The organism is Psychromonas arctica DSM 14288 (genome assembly GCF_000482725.1).
GTDB classification, from domain to species: Bacteria; Pseudomonadota; Gammaproteobacteria; order Enterobacterales; family Psychromonadaceae; genus Psychromonas; species Psychromonas arctica.
Genome location: NZ_KI519480.1, coordinates 33080 through 51122 on the forward strand (window position 1 = coordinate 33080; position 18043 = coordinate 51122).

The window sequence follows — 18043 nt, forward strand, 5'->3', positions numbered from 1 at the left end:
TTACATTTTTACAATCTTGTATCTCTTTTTAAGTTTATAACGCGTTAATAAATAGCGCCCCATGGTCTCAGGGCTACTTTGAGGCTAATGCTTTTTTGTAGGTTAAACGTTATTTATAATTTATTCACTGCTGCTGAGTCGTTACACAACTTATTCTTTCGCCATACATCTATTGATAGGTCGCAGTGGTTATTTCATTGGATAAAGCAGTCAGTAAATCAACTACTTTGAAACTTGCATTTTCCATCAAGGTTAGTTTTTTAATAGCTTCTTTTTCATTACCGTCTGCAAAGGCTAATAGTGCCGCTAGCCCATTTTGATGGACTTCTGAATGCGGCCCTTCTATTTTTTTGAATGCATCATGGCTTGTGTATTTTTGACTGCCTTCACCTTCATAATACCATTTACCTAATCGACACATAGTATGGTCTGCAAAGTCCTGTGCGGATTTACTCGACATACCGAGTATCACTTGGTAAACCTCAAACTTCCAAACTACATGATCCATTTTAACGGTTTGAATAAATGAATCGGCTGTGGAGTGTGTGATCACTGAATACATATGTTGCGATAAGTTTACAATTTCATTCGCGGTGTCTTCGATTGATGCTGTGCTTGCTGAAATATCACTGCTTTTCTCGCCCACATTATTAATGCCGGAGATAACGTCAGTCATATTTTGGTTCACTTTTTCTATCAAGCTAGATATCTCGTTAGAAGCGGTCGAAGAACGTTGTGCCAATGTTCTGACTTCATCGGCCACCACTGCAAAGCCTCTGCCTTGTTCGCCAGCACGAGCAGCCTCTATTGCTGCATTTAAAGCTAATAAGTTTGTTTGATCTGAGATGCCTTTAATGATGTTTACAAAATTATTAATATCGCTGATCACGGTATTTAATTGGCCAACAGCAACTGATGAGGTTTCCGTGTCGGTGGCTATGTGGGAGGTAGAGTTAATGGTTTCGGTAAGCATCGACATGATTTGTTCAAAGAGTGCTTGCGAAGAGTGGAAACCATCTCGATGGTCAATTAACTCAGAGGTCGAGTGTGCCAAACTTTCTCTAATTTGGTTTACTAAATCCGATGATTGTAACCACAGATGATTTAACTCTTCTTGATTTTGGTAGCTACTCACTGTGTTCGATAATTCTGCTGACAGTGCTTGGTTAGACTGTGTTGCTTGGTCGAGTGCATCTTGCATAGTACTATTTTGTGTCTTCAAGCTGTCTATTTCTGCTTTTAATTGTTCTATTTCTCTTTTTTTGTTGAGATTAAATATCATGCATACCTCTAGAAGCGCCGCTTCACCTTATTATATTATTATACAATCTTGATCTTAGGCAGGTTTAACTTAAACAACAACTACCTATAAAGGATTGTTTTGGTTTGATGGAAAAGATTTGATATTGCTCAACAAAAGACTGGTCTATTATTGAATAGAAAGGAGATCAAGGAGAGGGGGGCTGAGAAGGCATCATTAAACAAAGGGTGTACAACAAAGTAAAGATAAGTAAAGATAAGGTAAAGAAAGATGCAATATCATTTGAATAAAGTGCTTTTCATCAAAGCACTTGATCGTCATGCTTTAAACAATTTATATCGCTGTATTACACTGGATTCTATTGCGTAAAAAGTTGCTCGTCTATTTTTGAATAAGTATTTTTCACAAGCCTTTTTATGTGCAACCATTCTTATGAGGAACAACTTTTTACATCACTTATTACATCATTTTTGTATCGCTGTTTAGCCTAGTAAGCGGGTTAGCGCTTCATTGGTTGTTCATAGTCAATTGGGTCTATGATGTTGTTTTTTTCAAATGCTTGTAAACGCTCAACACAACTACCACATTCGCCACAGGCTTTTTCTCTACCGTTATAACAAGTCCAGGTTTTGCTGTAATCTAGCCCCATTCTTAGGCCATCTTTTAAAATGCCGATTTTATCTGTTTTTAAATAAGGCGCATGAATCTCTGTCTTTTCATAATTCGCAACAGCAGCAACATCATTCATTTTTTCAAGAAAAATAGGGCGACAATCTGGGTAAATATCATGGTCTCCGGAATGAGCGCCATAATAAACTTGCTCAGCCTTTAATGACACGGCATAACCAATCGCTAATGATAATAAAATCATATTGCGATTAGGCACCACGGTATTGAGCATGTTGCTTTCTTCGTAATCACCTTGTGCAACGTCTATTGTGTTATCTGTTAATGATGACCCGCCTATGATTTGATTAATTGAAGTAATATCAATCACCTTGTGCTGCACACCCAACTCCTGGCAGACTTGTCGAGCTACTTCTACTTCTTTTACATGACGCTGACCATAATCAAAGGTCAATGCGAAGGGGGTTAACCCTTCTTCAATGGCTTTGTGTAAAACAGTGTATGAGTCCATTCCACCTGAATATATAACCACGACTTTTTTGCTCATAGCACTTATTTTTCCTATTGGTATTGTTTGATAGCGTGCCGACTTTTTTAAAACTGAAACACGATAGCGGCATAATACGCTATTTATGTTGCTGGCTTTACATCTTGCGATATCACGAGTATAAAAACAGCCCACTAAAAGAGTGAGCAAGATCAAATAAGGTATTTTACGTCAATGACACAAAACTATAAAGTAAATGAACTGTTTCAAACCATCCAAGGGGAAGGTTTTTACACCGGCGCCCCTGCAATTTTTGTTCGTTTACAAGGTTGTGATATAGGTTGTGCTTGGTGTGATACTAAACACACTTGGGATATTGACCCGGCAAAACAATCAGAGTTAATTCTATTAACTGACAAAAGTACCGAGTCTGATCGCTGGGCAGATGTTTCAGCAAAAGAGATTGTTGATGAAATTAAACGTTTAGGTTACACCGCTAACCTGATCGTGATCACCGGTGGTGAGCCTTGCATGTTTGATTTGCGAGAGTTAACTCAAGTATTGCATGAGTTTGGGTTTCAAATACAATTAGAAACGAGCGGTACATATCCCGTATTAGTCGATGATCAAACATGGGTTACGCTGTCTCCTAAAATTAATATGCGTGGTAAAAAAGAAGTGCTAAAAACAGCATTAGTCAGAGCCAATGAAATTAAACATCCAGTCGGAACGGAAAAGGATATTGAACAATTAGATTCCTTATTACAGCAACTTAAATCTGTAAATGATAAAACTATCTGCTTACAACCGATCTCTCAAAAGCCTAAAGCAACTGCTTTATGTATGAAAACATGCATTGAACGAAACTGGCGCTTATCAATACAAATGCATAAATATTTAGATATTGATTAAGCCTTTTAAGTCATTGTAATGGCTTTACTGCTTGGCTATTGATACGTTTTAAATTGTATTTGCAGCATCATATAAATAAACGCCTATTTTCTGAATTGGTTGCTTTGAAAGTGACATGATTAATCATCAGCAATAACTATCGCTGCATGGTGAGTTTTAATGTAATGTGAATGTTTGATCCTTGTTCATTTTCGCGAAATATTAACTAAAAATAGCTTATTATTTGCAGATCCTTGATCCGCTATTGTCATCTATTGATAGGCATCACTAATTCGAGAGCGTTATATGTTTTTTGAGTCACTACAATTTTCATTTTCTATTATTGGTCCCATTTGCTTATTACTCTTTTTAGGCTGGTTGCTAAGAAAAACCGGTACTATTAACGATGCGTTTATCGAAACAGGATCGAAGGTTGTATTTAAAGTCACGCTACCGACTTTGTTATTTCTTGGCATTATTAATACAAACCGTGATGCAGAGATCGACTTCCCTTTAATTGTTTACTCTATTATTGCAAATTTTACTTTTTTTCTGTTCAGCATCTTAGTAACCAAGTATTGGGTCAAAGATAGGCAGGATCATGGTGTGATCATTCAAGGCGCGTTCCGCAGTAATACGGCGATCATCGGTTTAGCCTACGTAGCAAATGTTTATGGTGATGCGGGTATTGCATTAGCGGCTGTTTATGTGGCTTTTCATACCATGCTATACAATATTTTATCAGTGATTATATTATCGCCTAAAAAAGAGGGCGTTAATCCTGTGATGTTAATCAGTGTGTTTAAATCAATTGTTAAAAATCCCCTTATTATTGGTATTATGCTCGGTTTGGTGTTCTTTGTTCTTGCCATTCCAGTACCGGACATTGTGATTAATACCGGACAGTACTTTTCAGATATGACCTTACCGTTAGCATTGTTATGCACCGGAGGGAGCTTAAATATTCAAGCATTAAAAGATAATAGTTTTAATTGCCGATTTTCGACGCTATTAAAAATAGTAGTGGGACCGATATTTATAACGGGAGGTGCCTACTTGTTTGGTTTTACTGGCGTCGAGTTGGGGATTGTTTTCTTTATGTCTGCTGCACCAACTGCAGCCGCAAGTTATGTGATGGCGCGAGCAATGGGCCATAATGCAGATTTAGCGGCAAATGTGATTGCAATGACGACAATAGGTTCACTGCTTACTTGTAGTCTTGGCGTGTCATTGTTGTATTGGTTGCAGTTGATGTAAAGCAACAGGGCTGGTCATACTATGTTGAGGCTTAACAATCGTTTTAATGCTATGCCTCAATACTTATTTCAATGCTAAGCGCTAATCTTAACCACTTTTTTGCCGGTAAAGCTACCATCAAGTTGCCCTTGTAGCGCTGCTGAAACAGCATCAGCTGTAAAATCAACCGTGCTTATTTGTGGCACTTTAATTTCTCCGCTAGCAACACCTTCAAGTAATACATTACTCATAAAGCTCATTTTTTGTTGTGCACATAAGCTCTTTGCAAGCCAAGCGCCAGCAAGCGACACAATGCAGATGGTTGGACCTTTACGGAACATTTGCTCACGTTCAAAGGTTGGGAGTGCTTTTAAACAAGCAATACGACCACAAAAACGCATCAACTCTATATTACGTACGGTGTTTTCACCGCCAATGGTGTCGATCACTGCATCAAATCCCTGTGGACCTAATTCACGACGAATTTTTTCACAGAACTTTTTGTCGTGATAATCAAATACTGCATCGGCACCTAATTTTTTAAGTAATTTGTGATTATGTGGCGAAGCTGTAGCAAAAACCGTAGCACCACGTTGTTTTGCAAATTGAATCGCAAATTGTCCAACGGCACCTGCACCTCCGTCTATAAAGATCGCTTCACCATCTGTAACATCAAGCTTTTCTAATGCAATTAATGCCGTCATACCAGCGCAAGGTAAGGCTGCTGCGGTAATAGCAGGTATGCTGTTTGGCACAACGGAAACTGCACAATTAGTCACTTTTGCATAACCACTTAATACGCCTTGATCAGCAAGGCTAGCATGCCACATAACTCGATCACCGATATTGGGATAAACTCCTTTTTTGGCATCGACCACCACACCAACAGCGTCTAACCCTAAGACATGAGGGTATTGCCACTGAGCAAAGCCCGTTGTTGCGAAGAGTGCATCGACTGAGTTTAATCCTGCATACTCTACTTTAATCAATAATTCGTTATCAGCACATTCAGGTATCGGTAAGGTCACTTTTGATAAAGTGATCTGTTGTTTAGGTTCATCTAGTACAATGCCGGACATTGTTGATGGGGTGTTTATTGTAGTATTTGCTATTGTCATGGTTAAACTCTATCTCTTAAGGCCTATAAGGAAAGCACCTATATAAGCAATGTTAAAATGTACGATTTGTAATTTCGTACGGTGACAACATCCTGTTTTATATTCAAAAAAATGCTTTAAATTAGGTTATAACGACGTTAGGAGTCATCCTCTCGAGTCATTTATTTATCGACTTACTCAACCTTACCTTTACTGATATTTTGATCAGCTTTGAGGCAGGTATAACCTGTATATATAATCTAATTAATGCTAGTTTGAACTAATTTATATTAATATGTCAGCTCTTTACTAAGAACTAACATATTGATTTAAAATAATTTTATCTAATAAATTGATGTGCAACATTGATGTGAATAACAAAAGCACAATATTTATGTTTTTCTTTAAAAACTTTTAATACAACAAAATAGTATATTGATGAAAACAGTCTGAATGTTGATATGTTTCAAGCTGCTGAGTTGACTATGCATAACTGATGCATAATGACTTTATCACCAGGTAAAAAAACATCAGGCAAAGCATTATCATTAGGTAAAGCACTATCATCAAAATACAATAGTAAGCTAGGTATATATCCCTAGCTTACCAATTTGTTTTTACTGTATTTGTTTTTGTTTCTGCTTAGTTTTACTCATTAGCATATAAAATACTGGCGTAAATAATAAACCAAACACTGTCACTCCGATCATTCCTGCAAACACTGCATTACCCATGGCATGACGCATTTCTGAACCCGCGCCAGTGGCTAATACTAATGGAATAACACCCGCAGTAAATGCGATAGAGGTCATTAAAATAGGGCGTAAACGCATGCGACACGCTTCAATCATGGCATCTAAATGAGAGAGTCCTTGATCATTTCTATCTTTAGCAAACTCGACCATTAATATTGCATTTTTGGATGCTAATGCAACTAATACAATCAAAGCAATCTGAGTAAAGATATTATTATCTGAGTCAACCAACCACACTCCTAATAGTGCTGAGAAGATGGTCATTGGTACAATCAAAATAATTGCTAGCGGTAAACGCAGGCTTTCATATTGTGCAGCCAGTACCATAAACACTAACAACACAACTAACGGGAATACATAAACCATGGTATTACCTGCTAATATTTGTTGGAAGGTAACATCTGTCCATTCGTATGTGATACCTGACGGTAACGTATCCGCTAGAATCTTTTCAATCGCTTGTTGCGCTTGGCCTGAGCTGTAACCAGGCGCTGGGCTACCATTTAGTTCAGCACTTGGGTAACCGTTGTAATGCATTACACGGTCTGGACCAATTGCTGGTGTAACGGTTAACACTGAACCTAGTGGCACCATATCACCGCGTCGATTACGCACTTTCAAATTAAGAATTTGTGATGGATCTTCACGGAATTCAGCTTCTGCCTGTGCATTTACTTTATAGGTACGGCCAAATAAATTGAAATCGTTAACATATACCGAGCCTAAGTAGACTTGTAATGCATTAAACACTTCATCTAATGGAATACCTTGAATTAATGCCTGCTCACGGTCGACGTCAATATCCATTTGTGGAACTTGAATGCGGAAGCTTGAAAAGAGTCCTGTCAGAGCTGGATCTTGACGTGCTTTGCCTATTACTGCTTGTAAGCTATCAAATAAAGCTTCAAAACCTTTGTTGTTACGGTCTTCAATCTGTAATTTGAAACCACCTGTTGTTCCTAAACCTTGGATTGGCGGTGGTGGGAATACGGCAACAAAAGCTTCATCGATAGCAGTAAACTGTTGGTTTAATTTTCCAGCAATAGCCATCGCAGATCGACTTGGATCAGTACGTTCAGAAAATGCATCTAATGTGGTAAATATAATGGCGCTGTTGGGGCTATTAGTAAAACCATTCACCGATAAACCAGGGAAAGCAACGGTATGCGCTACACCGGGCACTTTCAGTGCAATTTTTTCCATCTCTTTCACTACTGCTTCAGTACGATCTAAACTTGCAGCATCCGGTAATTGCGCAATCGCCACTAGGTATTGTTTATCCTGTGGTGGAATAAACCCACCCGGTACAGAGTTGAATAAGCTAATCGTTCCACCTAATAAAGCAACATAAGCGACCATTACAACCACTGCCATGCGTATTAGTTTTTTAACTAGTTTTTGGTAACCCTGTGCACCACGGTCAAACAATTTATTAAATGGTTTAAATAACCAACGTCCAAATAGTGCATTTAAAAAGCGAGTGAGTCGATCCGGTTCGCTATCGTGAGACTTAAGCAGTAATGCAGATAAAGCCGGAGATAGCGTCAATGAGTTAAATGCCGAGATCACTGTCGAAATAGTAATCGTCAGTGCAAACTGCTTGTAGAATTGACCCGATAAACCGCTGATGAATGCTGTTGGAATAAATACCGCACATAACACCAATGCAATCGCAATAATGGGGCCGGTTACTTCACTCATTGCAACACGCGTTGCCTCTATTGGTGATAAGCCTTTTTCAATGTTTCGTTCAACATTTTCTACCACCACAATCGCATCATCCACCACAATACCGATCGCCAGTACTAAGCCAAATAATGACAGTGTATTAATAGAAATACCCAACCAGTTCATAACTGCAAAGGTACCAATTAAAGAAACAGGTACAGCAATAAGTGGAATAATAGATGCACGCCATGTTTGTAAAAACAGGATAACAACAATCACCACGAGTGCGATAGCTTCAAGTAATGTCTCAATAACGGCATCAATAGAATCACGAACAAAAATAGTTGGATCGTAAACGATATCGTATTCTACCCCAGCCGGAAAGGCTTTAGATAGTTGCTTCATTGTCTCACGCACTTGATCTGATAAGTCGATGGCATTGGCATCAGGGCGCTGGAAGATTGGAATAGCCAGTGCAGGTTGGCTGTCTAACATCGACCTAAGAGAATAATTATCTTGTCCTAACTCAATGCGAGCAACATCATTCAGACGGGTTAATTGGCCATTTTTACCGACTTTAATAATAACTTGTTCAAATTCTTCAACACTTTCAAGACGACCTTTTACATTCAATAAAATTTGAAATTGACTGTCCGTTACCGCGGGTTGAGCACCTAAACTACCAGCTGCAACCTGTTGGTTTTGCTCACGTAATGCAAGTATAACGTCCATTGCTGTTATTTCACGAGCGGCTAATGCATCGGGATTTAGCCAAACGCGCATTGAATATTGACCACCACCAAATAAGCGTACATCACCCACACCCCCTAAGCGCGCTAACTGGTCTTTTACATATAAGTCAGCATAGTTAGATAAGTAGGTTGAATCGTGTGTTTTTTCAGGTGAAAAAAGATGCACTACCATGGTTAAATCTGGCGAAGATTTTTCTGCTACCACACCTAATCGTTGCACTTCTTCTGGTAAACGTGGCAATGCACTATTGACGCGATTTTGTACTTGCGTTTGTGCACGGTCAAGGTCAGTACCCAGAGCAAAAGTAACGGTTAGTGTCATGCGTCCATCACTGGTTGCTTGAGAAAACATATACAGCATGTTTTCTGTGCCGTTGATCTCTTGTTCGAGCGGTGTTGCTACCGTTTGTGCAATAACCGTTGGATTAGCACCAGGGTAATTAGCAGTCACCACCACAGTTGGAGGCACAACTTCAGGGTATTCACTGATTGGTAATTGAAATAACGAGATGCTACCCGCAATTAAAATTACCAATGACAGCATAGCCGCAAAAATAGGGCGCTGAATAAAAAAGTGTGAAAATTTCATTATGGTTCCTTACGGCTTGCTGCTAATTGTTGTTCTGGTTCACTTAACGTAAAGGAAGCATTGCTACTATCAATCATGGTGACATTTGGAGAAATCGGCATACCCGGACCGACACGTGCTGGGCCGTTAACCGCAATAACATCACCTTTCTTTAAGCCTGATGAAATTGCGCGTAGATTGCCGTAACGCTCGCCAACTTCTACTAATTTGTATTGTAAAATATCGCCTTCACCGACGGTTAAAACAAAGCGATTTTTTAAATCGGTACCAATGGCACGATCCGGTATTATTATCTGTTTAGTTACTTCATTTGCCGCTAATCGAATACGTGCAAATGAGCCTGAACGTAACTCATCGCTTGCTTCATGGAAAATAGCACGGATACGTAATGTACCTGTTGCAGAGTTAATGCGGTTATCAATGAAGTTGATATAACCTGAATACGGAAAGTTCTCTTGACCTACTTTTTGCATCACAACTTGTTGCTTACTTGATGCAGTTACATCATTAAATGAACGGTTCCAAGTACGTTCATCAACATCAAAGTAAGCGTACATTGCTTTGTTTGATACAATTGACGTCAATACGCTTTGCCCTGCAATAACATTATTTCCTTTGGTGATATTAGCGCGAGAGATCACGCCATCAATAGGGGAGCGGATTGCTGTAAATTCCAAATCTAATTGTGCAGCTGTCAGCTGTGCCTGTAATGCTGCAAGTTGTGCTTGGCGTTGACGCAATGTTGATGTGCGCGATTCAGCTTCTTCTGTTGAAATAGCTTTACGTTGACTCAAGCTAACAGCACGCTTTGCTTCACTTTTTGCTTGGCTTAATGCCGCTTGTGCGCTCATCACTTGCGCTTTTAAGCTAGCCACTACCGCAGCAAAAGGGCGGCTATCTAATTTAAATAATAAATCGCCTTGCTTAACATGGTCGCCTTCTTTAAAGCTAATTTCTTCTATTAATCCTGAAATACGCGGCATTAATGCGACTTCTTCAGGTGACTCTAAGCGAGACGTGTAGGTGTGCCAGCTTTGAGTTGGTTTAATTAAAACCTCAGCAACATCAATCGATTGTAAAGGTGCTTGGCTTACTGCCGGTACTGGTTCTTCAGCACAGCTGATTAATGTAAAGCTTGCCGCTGCAATAGACGCGGCGATTAGGTGTTTCTTCATGACGAGGCTCCAATAAAATATTGCGAGCATAATACGAAACTAAGTCGTGATAAAAAAGAATGGTTTTTTAATTTCATTAATGCCAATATCGCATCAATGTTTTAATAATTAACTATTTTGGATGAAAAAATGGATACGACGAGTCGCCTTTTGATGTTACTTGAAGTGGTTGAGCAAGGATCTTTTGCTAAAGCCGCTGAAGCTCGCAATGTAGATCGCTCTGTTATGTCAAAACAGATAGGCCGTTTAGAAGATGAATTAGGCGTGAGATTATTGAATCGTTCCACACGATCATTTTCATTGACCGCCGCCGGTGCTGAAATGATTAAACAAGCCACTGAGTTGCGGAAGGTATTATCAGAAACATTGCGGATGGCAGAAAATTACCATCAAGAACCCCGTGGCTTATTAAAAATTACCGCCTCCGCTATTATTGGGCAACGTTATTTACAACCTGTGATTAATGATTTTCAAAAACGTTTTCCACAGGTTGAGGTAGAAATGCGCTTAGATGATCGTTTGGTTGATATTGTTTCTGAAGGATTTGATTTAGCATTTAGAGTGGGTAAACCAAAAGATTCTTCATTGATTGCTAGACCCATTGCGCGTAATCGTTGGTTAATTTTAGCAACTTCAGAATTCATTGAAACCTATGGGCTTCCAAAAAACATTGAAGATCTAAGTGACTTTCCCGCTGCCAGCTATGCTAACTCGCAGGTCAGAATAGATCGAATCTCCTATATAGATGAAGATGGCAGAGATTGTGAGCAAAAGATGCGTAGTATTTTTAGGGCCAACGACGGTGAAGTATTAAAAATGAAAATACTCTCGGGCACCGCTTATGGTTTATTACCTTCTTTTCTAATTAAAGATGAAGTAAAAGATGGCACCTTAGTCCCTTTGTTAACGGATCTTAAAATGGTTGAATATAACCCAATGTATGCCGTTTACCCACATCGTGATTTACCGGTTAGAACGCGTTTATTTTTAGATGCGGTACGCGAGTTTATTGGTAAGGATAAGCCTATTTGGGAAGAGGCTATCCCAAATTTTGATAACCTTTATAAGGGATAAAATAATACTGCTTATCTCGGCATATTCTTGGCCTATGGGCCCTGAAATATTTAGGCTCTAATAGATTTAGAAGCTCTGACACTTTTCGTCGTTAAGTTTATATTCGCATGTATTTTTTAGAATTGTAGGCGTAAAGCTATTGTTTGCTCGCATGTTTTGAAAAGCTGGCGGCTTTTTCAACAATGGCTATATCTTCCTCCACATCAAGGGCTCGTCGAGCTCGCTTTAATGCTAAACGGGCATGATATAATGCCGCTTCATTCATTTCAGTATCTCCGATTGCAGACAGCGTATTTAATGCTTTTTGCAAACGCACAGACACTTCTATCGCCCCTGCTCCATCTCGAGCAATCGCTGTGAATGCATCATCAAACATATCTTGCATGGAAAGAGTCGGGACTGCTATTCGGTCATATTTGTATTGCTCTTCCTCACTTTCTGTTTCTTGGCCTGGCTGAACATTCGCCCCATTCCACAGAGTTAACAATCGTAATAGAGAGCTGATAACGGTGATCGCCGTGCCTGAGTCATTGACTGCTGGCGACAGGGCGCGCGCGGCTATTTCAGATAAAACCACCAGACCAAAACGAGGATCGTCTTCAAACAGTCGATTATTTCCAATCTGAAACGCTTTAATCACACTGCTGCAGTCTATGGCTGGTTTATCATGAGATGATTTATTCTGTACAGCGCTATTGACGAGGTGATCAGAACTACTGATGTAAGCTAATGCTTGGTCTGGAGCGGCTAGCGTTCCGGGTAGTGCTGCAATTAAAACCTGTGAGTGAGTTTCTTCTGCCCAGCTTTGAATTGCGGCCATATCAATATGTTGAACATATCCGACGCTAGAGGTAAATATTGGTTGTCCTTGTAATTCGGTACTTGTTTCTGGCATTGCACACAAAGTGGGGAATTTTTTGCGCTGTTGTAAAGCGCGTGCAGTGGCTTTTTCGACTTTGTCGATGGTTGAGCCAAGCCTCCCTAAGCGAGCAATATTATCTACCCAACGTACAAAAGTGACAATAACGATAGCGAAAACCATTGCCGTGAGAATAAATAATATGAATAAACCAGGCTTTTCAAAGTAAGCATTTTTAACGGCCATTAATGCTACTACGCTAAAAATAAAAGCACCTACAAAGGTCGATAATGCATTTTGTGATACATCATCTGCGACCACTAAACTAAAGGAGCGTGGTGTTGCTGTATTACTGGTTGATGCATAGGCTGATACCATCGAGGATACAGAAAAAGTGGCGATCATTAACATGCTGCTTGCCATGATCGCTAACAGCGTTTCGATTGAGTCTAGCGTGACTTCGGGAACAAAGTCTGCTAACCCACTATCATCAGCCAGTTTTGCGGTAAAAACTGCTGCAATCGATATTAAACAAACGGCTAATGGTCTGACCCAAAGGCGCTCCCGTAACCTATTGAGTAAAAAGCGTAAACGATCTGTTGAAATAGGAGATTGCATGGTGATTTCCTTTACGCAGTCTAATGAAAGTGGAGAGTGTGAGCCATTATGTCCATGACTATGTTGATAACAGTGATCATGGCTATGTTGATGGCAATACTCATAATACAAAAAAATACAGTAATTTACATTTACTTGATCTTCAATGATTTATTCTATTTTCAGGCATTGTTTGATTAAACTGTGTCGTGGGTAGAGATTTGCTAATTCAACTCTCTATTGTCGTGAGTGTATTGAAGCTTTCGTTTGCTGATTTTTGTGCAGGCTAATTTTGCTACTGCTTTCAATACCACTCTCAAGGTCACCTTTATGAGGAGGGGGAGTTTCGTTACCGGAAATGTGCGCGGCTTTTTTATCGGCTTCACGTTTCATTAATAGAATGGTTAAAAATATTTTAGTGGGTAAGGAAAATATTAATCCTATTGCGATACAGGTTGCACTGATAATAATGCCTGTGGCACCAAGTTGATGCATTTTTTCACTGAAAAAATGTAAGTAAATACCCAATGCGATTAAACATAAGCCGATGGTGATTGATATTTTTAGCATATTTAATAACGTATTTTGGGTCATTGATAGATTAACTTTCATTGCCAACGAGTATTAAGCAACATATCTTTTTTAACAGTAAAAGAAGTTAAGCTACATCAATGCGAGCTTCATAATATTTAGACTTTTGATTGTTTTTTACACATTTCTGTTTTTAGTCACTTAATCTATTTAGACTTTGGTTACTATTACTATGTTTATTTCCATTCTTATGTTTATTTCCATTATTATTCCTGTTGCTATAAAAAAACCAATCGCTTGGATTGGTTTTTTGTTGAGTGGCGCAGTCTGGCATTATTGCCTTATGTGTTTTACTTATCTTCAAGTACCTATTGGTAATTACTTATGAACAAGCATTTATAGACCTCTGCTTATGAAAATTGACTCATAGTATTATTGACACCGGATGCTTTCAGCGCTTGATCTCCTGAGAAGTACTCTTTGTGATCATCACCAATGTTAGAACCAGACATGTCTTGATGTTTCACAGAAGCTAATCCTTCTCTGATCTCTTTGCGCTGAACATTATCAACATAAGCTAGCATGCCTCGCTCACCAAAGTACTCTTTGGCCAAGTTATCCGTAGACAGTGCCGCCGTATGATAAGTCGGTAGGGTGATCAAGTGATGGAAAATCCCTGCCTGCTGTGACGATTCCTTTTGGAAGCTTTGGATTTTAAAATCCGCTTCTATTGCTAATTCGGTAGTATCGTACAACTGACTCATTAAATCTCCACGTTGGTATGAGGATAAGTCTTTACCAGCGGCTTGCCATGCATCAAATACTTGCTGGCGGAAGTTAAGCGTCCAGTTAAATGATGGGCTATTGTTGTAAACTAATTTAGCATTTGGCACCACTTCTCTAATACGGTTTACCATGCCGGCAATTTGTTGCACGTTAGGAGCTTCTGTTTCAATCCATAATAGGTCTGCACCGTGCTGTAATGAGGTAATACAATCTAATACCACTCTGTCTTCGCCAGTATTTGCTTTGAAGCGCACTAAACCATTTGCTAAACGGTTTGGTTTAATCAGTTCTCCACCTCGACTTAATACCATATCGCCTGACTGTAATTGATCTAACGACGTTAACGATTCACCATCAATGAAATCGTTATATTGTTCAGCTAAATCACCAGGATATTGCGAAACAGGAATTTTTTGAGTTAAGCCTGCACCTAATGAATCAGTCCGCGCAACAATAATTCCATCTTCTACTCCCAACTCCATAAACGCGTAGCGTACGGCATTGATTTTTGCCAAGAAGTCTTCGTGTGGTACCGTTACTTTACCATCTTGATGACCACATTGTTTTGCATCAGAAACTTGGTTTTCGATTTGAATACAACATGCACCTGCTTCAATCATCTTTTTCGCTAATAGGTAAGTTGCTTCTTCGTTACCAAAGCCGGCGTCAATATCGGCAATGATTGGCACAATATGTGTTTCAAATTCATTGATGCGTTTATGAATGGCTTGTTGTGCTAATTGATCGCCACTCTCGACGGCACTGTCTAACTCCTGAAAAATATGGTTTAACTCGCGCGCATCTGCCTGCTTGAGGAAGGTATATAACTCCTCGATAAGCATAGGTACAGTAGTTTTTTCATGCATTGATTGGTCGGGTAGTGGACCAAACTCAGAGCGCATCGCTGCCACCATCCAACCTGATAAATACAAATAAGTACCTTTAGTGGTTTGAAAATGCTTTTTAATGGAGATCATCTTCTGTTGACCTATAAAACCATGCCAACAACCTAATGACTGCGTATAGTTGCTGCTGTCAGCATCATATGCATCCATGTCTTCACGCATTATTTTTGCAGTATACTTGGCAATATCTAAGCCCGTTTTAAAACGGTTTTGTAAGCGCATACGTGCAATATATTCCGGATTAATGGCATTCCACGTTTGTCCTTGTTGTTCAGTAAACTGGCGAGCATTATTTGTTTCAGTTCTATAGTTCATGATATTTCTCCATTTGATGTCATTAAGTTATGTAAGCACTTTAAGGGTGTTATAAACGCTAGCGAAAATTAGAAAGAGCAATAGGCGCTAGTGATTTTTGGCAAATAATCGATATTCATGTAATAAAGGTTCGGTATATCCGTTAGGTTGTTGTGCGCCTTTAAAGATTAAATCTCGGGCTGCTTTGAATGCCATATTGTTAGAAAAATTCGGCATCATATTTTGGTAACCCGCAACGCCTTGGTTTTGTGTATCCACTATGCTGGCCATATTCTTCAAAACTTGTTCAACCTGCTGGGCACTACATACTTTGTGGTGTAACCAGTTGCAGATATGTTGACTAGAAATACGTAATGTTGCGCGGTCTTCCATTAAGCCAGTGTTGCTAATATCTGGTACTTTTGAACAACCCACGCCTAACTCAACCCAGCGCACCACGTAACCTAAAATCCCTTGAATATTATTTTCTAATTCGTTGATAATTTGATCTTCAGTTAGGACCATAGATGCAGGCATCACTGGCATGCACAACAAATCGCGTAATTTTGCTGCGGGCTGTTGCTGAATTACTTTCTGCTGCTTAAAGACGTCAACACTGTGATAATGCAATGCGTGCAAAGTAGCTGCAGTAGGGGAAGGTACCCAAGCTGTATTAGCGCCCGATTGCGGGTGTGCGATTTTTTGTTGCATCATTTGTTGCATTTCATCGGGCATTGCCCACATGCCTTTGCCTATCTGTGCTCGGCCACTAAAACCACAACGTAATCCAACTTGTACATTATTGTCCTCGTATGCTTGGATCCAAGGTTGTTGCTTGATTTGTGCTTTTGGGTAAAACGGACCCGCTTCATTACTGGTATGGATTTCATCACCTGTGCGGTCTAAAAAGCCGGTGTTAATAAATACCACACGTGATTTTGCGGCTTTGATGCAGGCTTTTAAATTAAGCGTGGTTCTTCGCTCTTCATCCATAATGCCCATTTTGATGGTGTTTTCTGGCAGGTTTAACATCTGCTCGACACGATCGAAAAGTAGGTTAGTAAAAGCAACTTCATCGGGGCCATGCATTTTGGGCTTAACGATATAGATACTGCCAGTGCGTGAATTACGCAGCCCAGATGTTTTTTGCAAATCGATACTTGCAATCAATGAGGTCACTACTGCATCAACAATGCCTTCCGGCGCATTATTACCAGCACTGTCTTTAATCAACTCAGTACCCATTAAGTGTCCAACATTGCGTACTAATAACAATGAACGGCCATGTACGTTATACGGGGTGCCACATTTACCAGTGTAACTGCGGTCAGGGTTCATATTGCGAGTGATTAACTGATCTTGCTTTTTAAAGGTCGCGCTTAAATCTCCGTTAATTAACCCTAGCCAGTTTTTATATGCATCGACTTTATCTTCTGCATCAACCGCTGCAATAGAGTCCTCAAAGTCAACAATCGTGGTTAAGGCAGATTCGACTTCAATATCGTCAATATTTGCAATATCGTTTGCGCCTATTTTTCCGTATTTATCAATGGTGATGCCGACGTGTAAATCATTGTTTTTAAGCAATAAATATTTTGGTTCATGCTTTGAACCATCAAAGGCCACAAATTGACAAGGACTACGTAAACCACTTTCTGAACCATCGGGGAAAAAAGCTAACAGATGTTGAAAATAAACTAAGTAGCTAGACACATCTTTGTGCGAACCTTTATTCAATGGGAAAGCTTCATCTAAAAATGTTTTAGCTGCATCAATAACAGTTGCACCACGTTGAGCATCAAAACCTAGCTCTGTAGAAAGTGGCGCAATTGCATCGGTACCGTAATAGGCATCGTACAAACTACCCCATCTTGCATTGGCTGCATTTAGTGTAAAGCGTGCGTTTTGAACGGGTACTACTAATTGCGGTCCAGCCATCGTTGCAATCTCTGCATCAACATTTTCTGTTTCAATACAAAAATCTTCTACTTCTGGTTGTAAGTAACCAATTTCGCGTAAAAAAGCTTCGTATTCAGTCGGGTCATTTGCAGGGTTGTTACGATGCCATTGATTAATTTGTTGTTGCATGCTTTTGCGAATGCTAAGTAAGCTGACATTCTGTGGTGTTAAATCAGTAATTAAACTATTAAAGTCATACCAAAAGTTAGTTGGATTAATCTCTGTTTGGGGTAGCACTTGGTTATTGATGAAATCGTAAAAACCAAGGTCTATTTGATTCTGTTGCTGTTGTAGTAGGCTCATCATTTAATTCCTTATATGGGGTAGTTAATGCGTTGTTGGTGATTGTTGAAAACCGACACTTGAAACGGGCCATTCGCTCTCATTGATCACAAACTTGCTTTTCATCGCGTTAACCGTTCACTACTGATTGTTTGCTTTGTGACCGATGTGAGAGATATTAGATTATTTTTTTATATAATTTCACAAAGAAAATTACA

Annotated in this window: 12 protein-coding genes; 3 read left to right on the forward strand and 9 right to left on the reverse strand. The window is 39.4% G+C overall.

What is annotated here, in order from left to right; genetic code table 11:
• Positions 1–169: 169 nt before the first annotated feature.
• Both H592_RS24815 and queC read right to left on the reverse strand, forming a co-directional pair.
• On the reverse strand, positions 170–1282 hold the full coding sequence (locus H592_RS24815; protein ID WP_028869694.1) for a methyl-accepting chemotaxis protein: 1113 nt from the start codon (positions 1280–1282) through the stop codon (positions 170–172).
• 478 nt (positions 1283–1760) lie between these two features.
• Positions 1761–2435 carry a 7-cyano-7-deazaguanine synthase QueC gene (queC, locus tag H592_RS0116260; protein ID WP_028869695.1) on the reverse strand — a complete coding sequence of 225 codons (675 nt, stop codon included), beginning with the start codon at positions 2433–2435 and terminating at the stop codon, positions 1761–1763.
• A 174-nt stretch (positions 2436–2609) separates the two neighbouring features.
• On the opposite strand from queC, the gene queE reads away from it, so the two are divergent.
• Together queE and H592_RS0116270 are read left to right on the forward strand one after the other, a co-directional pair.
• Positions 2610–3287 carry a 7-carboxy-7-deazaguanine synthase QueE gene (gene queE / locus H592_RS0116265; RefSeq protein WP_037072005.1) on the forward strand — a complete coding sequence of 226 codons (678 nt, stop codon included), beginning with the start codon at positions 2610–2612 and terminating at the stop codon, positions 3285–3287.
• Between the two features lie 285 nt (positions 3288–3572).
• Positions 3573–4523: an AEC family transporter gene (locus tag H592_RS0116270; RefSeq protein ID WP_028869697.1), complete on the forward strand. Its 951-nt coding sequence runs from the start codon at positions 3573–3575 to the stop codon at positions 4521–4523.
• Positions 4524–4597: 74 nt separating this feature from the next.
• Here H592_RS0116270 and H592_RS0116275 read toward each other — a convergent pair whose 3' ends face one another.
• The 3 genes from H592_RS0116275 to H592_RS0116290 form a co-directional block, all read right to left on the reverse strand.
• Entirely contained in the window at positions 4598–5620 is a 1023-nt protein-coding gene (locus tag H592_RS0116275) for a zinc-binding dehydrogenase (protein ID WP_037072007.1), read from the reverse strand.
• A 596-nt stretch (positions 5621–6216) separates the two neighbouring features.
• The gene (locus H592_RS0116285; protein WP_028869699.1) at positions 6217–9363 is read right to left on the reverse strand and encodes an efflux RND transporter permease subunit; all 3147 of its coding nucleotides are present in this window, start codon (positions 9361–9363) and stop codon (positions 6217–6219) included.
• Positions 9363–10538 (reverse strand): efflux RND transporter periplasmic adaptor subunit, encoded by a 1176-nt coding sequence (locus H592_RS0116290; RefSeq protein ID WP_028869700.1) that lies wholly within the window; start codon positions 10536–10538, stop codon positions 9363–9365. Before H592_RS0116290 ends, H592_RS0116285 begins: the two co-directional genes overlap by 1 nt.
• A 129-nt stretch (positions 10539–10667) precedes the next feature.
• On the opposite strand from H592_RS0116290, the gene H592_RS0116295 reads away from it, so the two are divergent.
• Complete coding sequence (locus H592_RS0116295) at positions 10668–11612, forward strand: LysR family transcriptional regulator (protein ID WP_028869701.1); 945 nt, start codon at positions 10668–10670, stop codon at positions 11610–11612.
• Positions 11613–11748: 136 nt separating this feature from the next.
• Here the strand turns inward: H592_RS0116295 and H592_RS0116300 are convergent, their stop codons facing one another.
• The 4 genes from H592_RS0116300 to H592_RS0116320 form a co-directional block, all read right to left on the reverse strand.
• Positions 11749–13089: a DUF2254 domain-containing protein gene (locus H592_RS0116300; RefSeq protein WP_028869702.1), complete on the reverse strand. Its 1341-nt coding sequence runs from the start codon at positions 13087–13089 to the stop codon at positions 11749–11751.
• A 216-nt stretch (positions 13090–13305) separates the two neighbouring features.
• On the reverse strand, positions 13306–13662 hold the full coding sequence (locus H592_RS24950) for a hypothetical protein (RefSeq protein ID WP_425414397.1): 357 nt from the start codon (positions 13660–13662) through the stop codon (positions 13306–13308).
• 347 nt (positions 13663–14009) lie between these two features.
• Positions 14010–15605, reverse strand: coding sequence for an isocitrate lyase (locus H592_RS0116315; RefSeq protein ID WP_028869703.1), 1596 nt, complete (start codon positions 15603–15605; stop codon positions 14010–14012).
• An 87-nt stretch (positions 15606–15692) separates the two neighbouring features.
• The gene (locus H592_RS0116320; protein WP_425414398.1) at positions 15693–17849 is read right to left on the reverse strand and encodes a malate synthase G; all 2157 of its coding nucleotides are present in this window, start codon (positions 17847–17849) and stop codon (positions 15693–15695) included.
• Between the last annotated feature and the right edge of the window lie 194 nt (positions 17850–18043).

Bases quoted from the DNA above. Each gene is read 5' to 3' on its own strand.
- H592_RS24815 (WP_028869694.1), bottom strand. From the start codon at position 1,282: ATGATATTTAATCTCAACAAAAAAAGAGAAATAGAACAATTAAAAGCA.
- queC (WP_028869695.1), bottom strand. From the start codon at position 2,435: ATGAGCAAAAAAGTCGTGGTTATATATTCAGGTGGAATGGACTCATAC.
- queE (WP_037072005.1), top strand. From the start codon at position 2,610: ATGACACAAAACTATAAAGTAAATGAACTGTTTCAAACCATCCAAGGG.
- H592_RS0116270 (WP_028869697.1), top strand. From the start codon at position 3,573: ATGTTTTTTGAGTCACTACAATTTTCATTTTCTATTATTGGTCCCATT.
- H592_RS0116275 (WP_037072007.1), bottom strand. From the start codon at position 5,620: ATGACAATAGCAAATACTACAATAAACACCCCATCAACAATGTCCGGC.
- H592_RS0116285 (WP_028869699.1), bottom strand. From the start codon at position 9,363: ATGAAATTTTCACACTTTTTTATTCAGCGCCCTATTTTTGCGGCTATG.
- H592_RS0116290 (WP_028869700.1), bottom strand. From the start codon at position 10,538: ATGAAGAAACACCTAATCGCCGCGTCTATTGCAGCGGCAAGCTTTACA.
- H592_RS0116295 (WP_028869701.1), top strand. From the start codon at position 10,668: ATGGATACGACGAGTCGCCTTTTGATGTTACTTGAAGTGGTTGAGCAA.
- H592_RS0116300 (WP_028869702.1), bottom strand. From the start codon at position 13,089: ATGCAATCTCCTATTTCAACAGATCGTTTACGCTTTTTACTCAATAGG.
- H592_RS24950 (WP_425414397.1), bottom strand. From the start codon at position 13,662: ATGACCCAAAATACGTTATTAAATATGCTAAAAATATCAATCACCATC.
- H592_RS0116315 (WP_028869703.1), bottom strand. From the start codon at position 15,605: ATGAACTATAGAACTGAAACAAATAATGCTCGCCAGTTTACTGAACAA.
- H592_RS0116320 (WP_425414398.1), bottom strand. From the start codon at position 17,849: ATGATGAGCCTACTACAACAGCAACAGAATCAAATAGACCTTGGTTTT.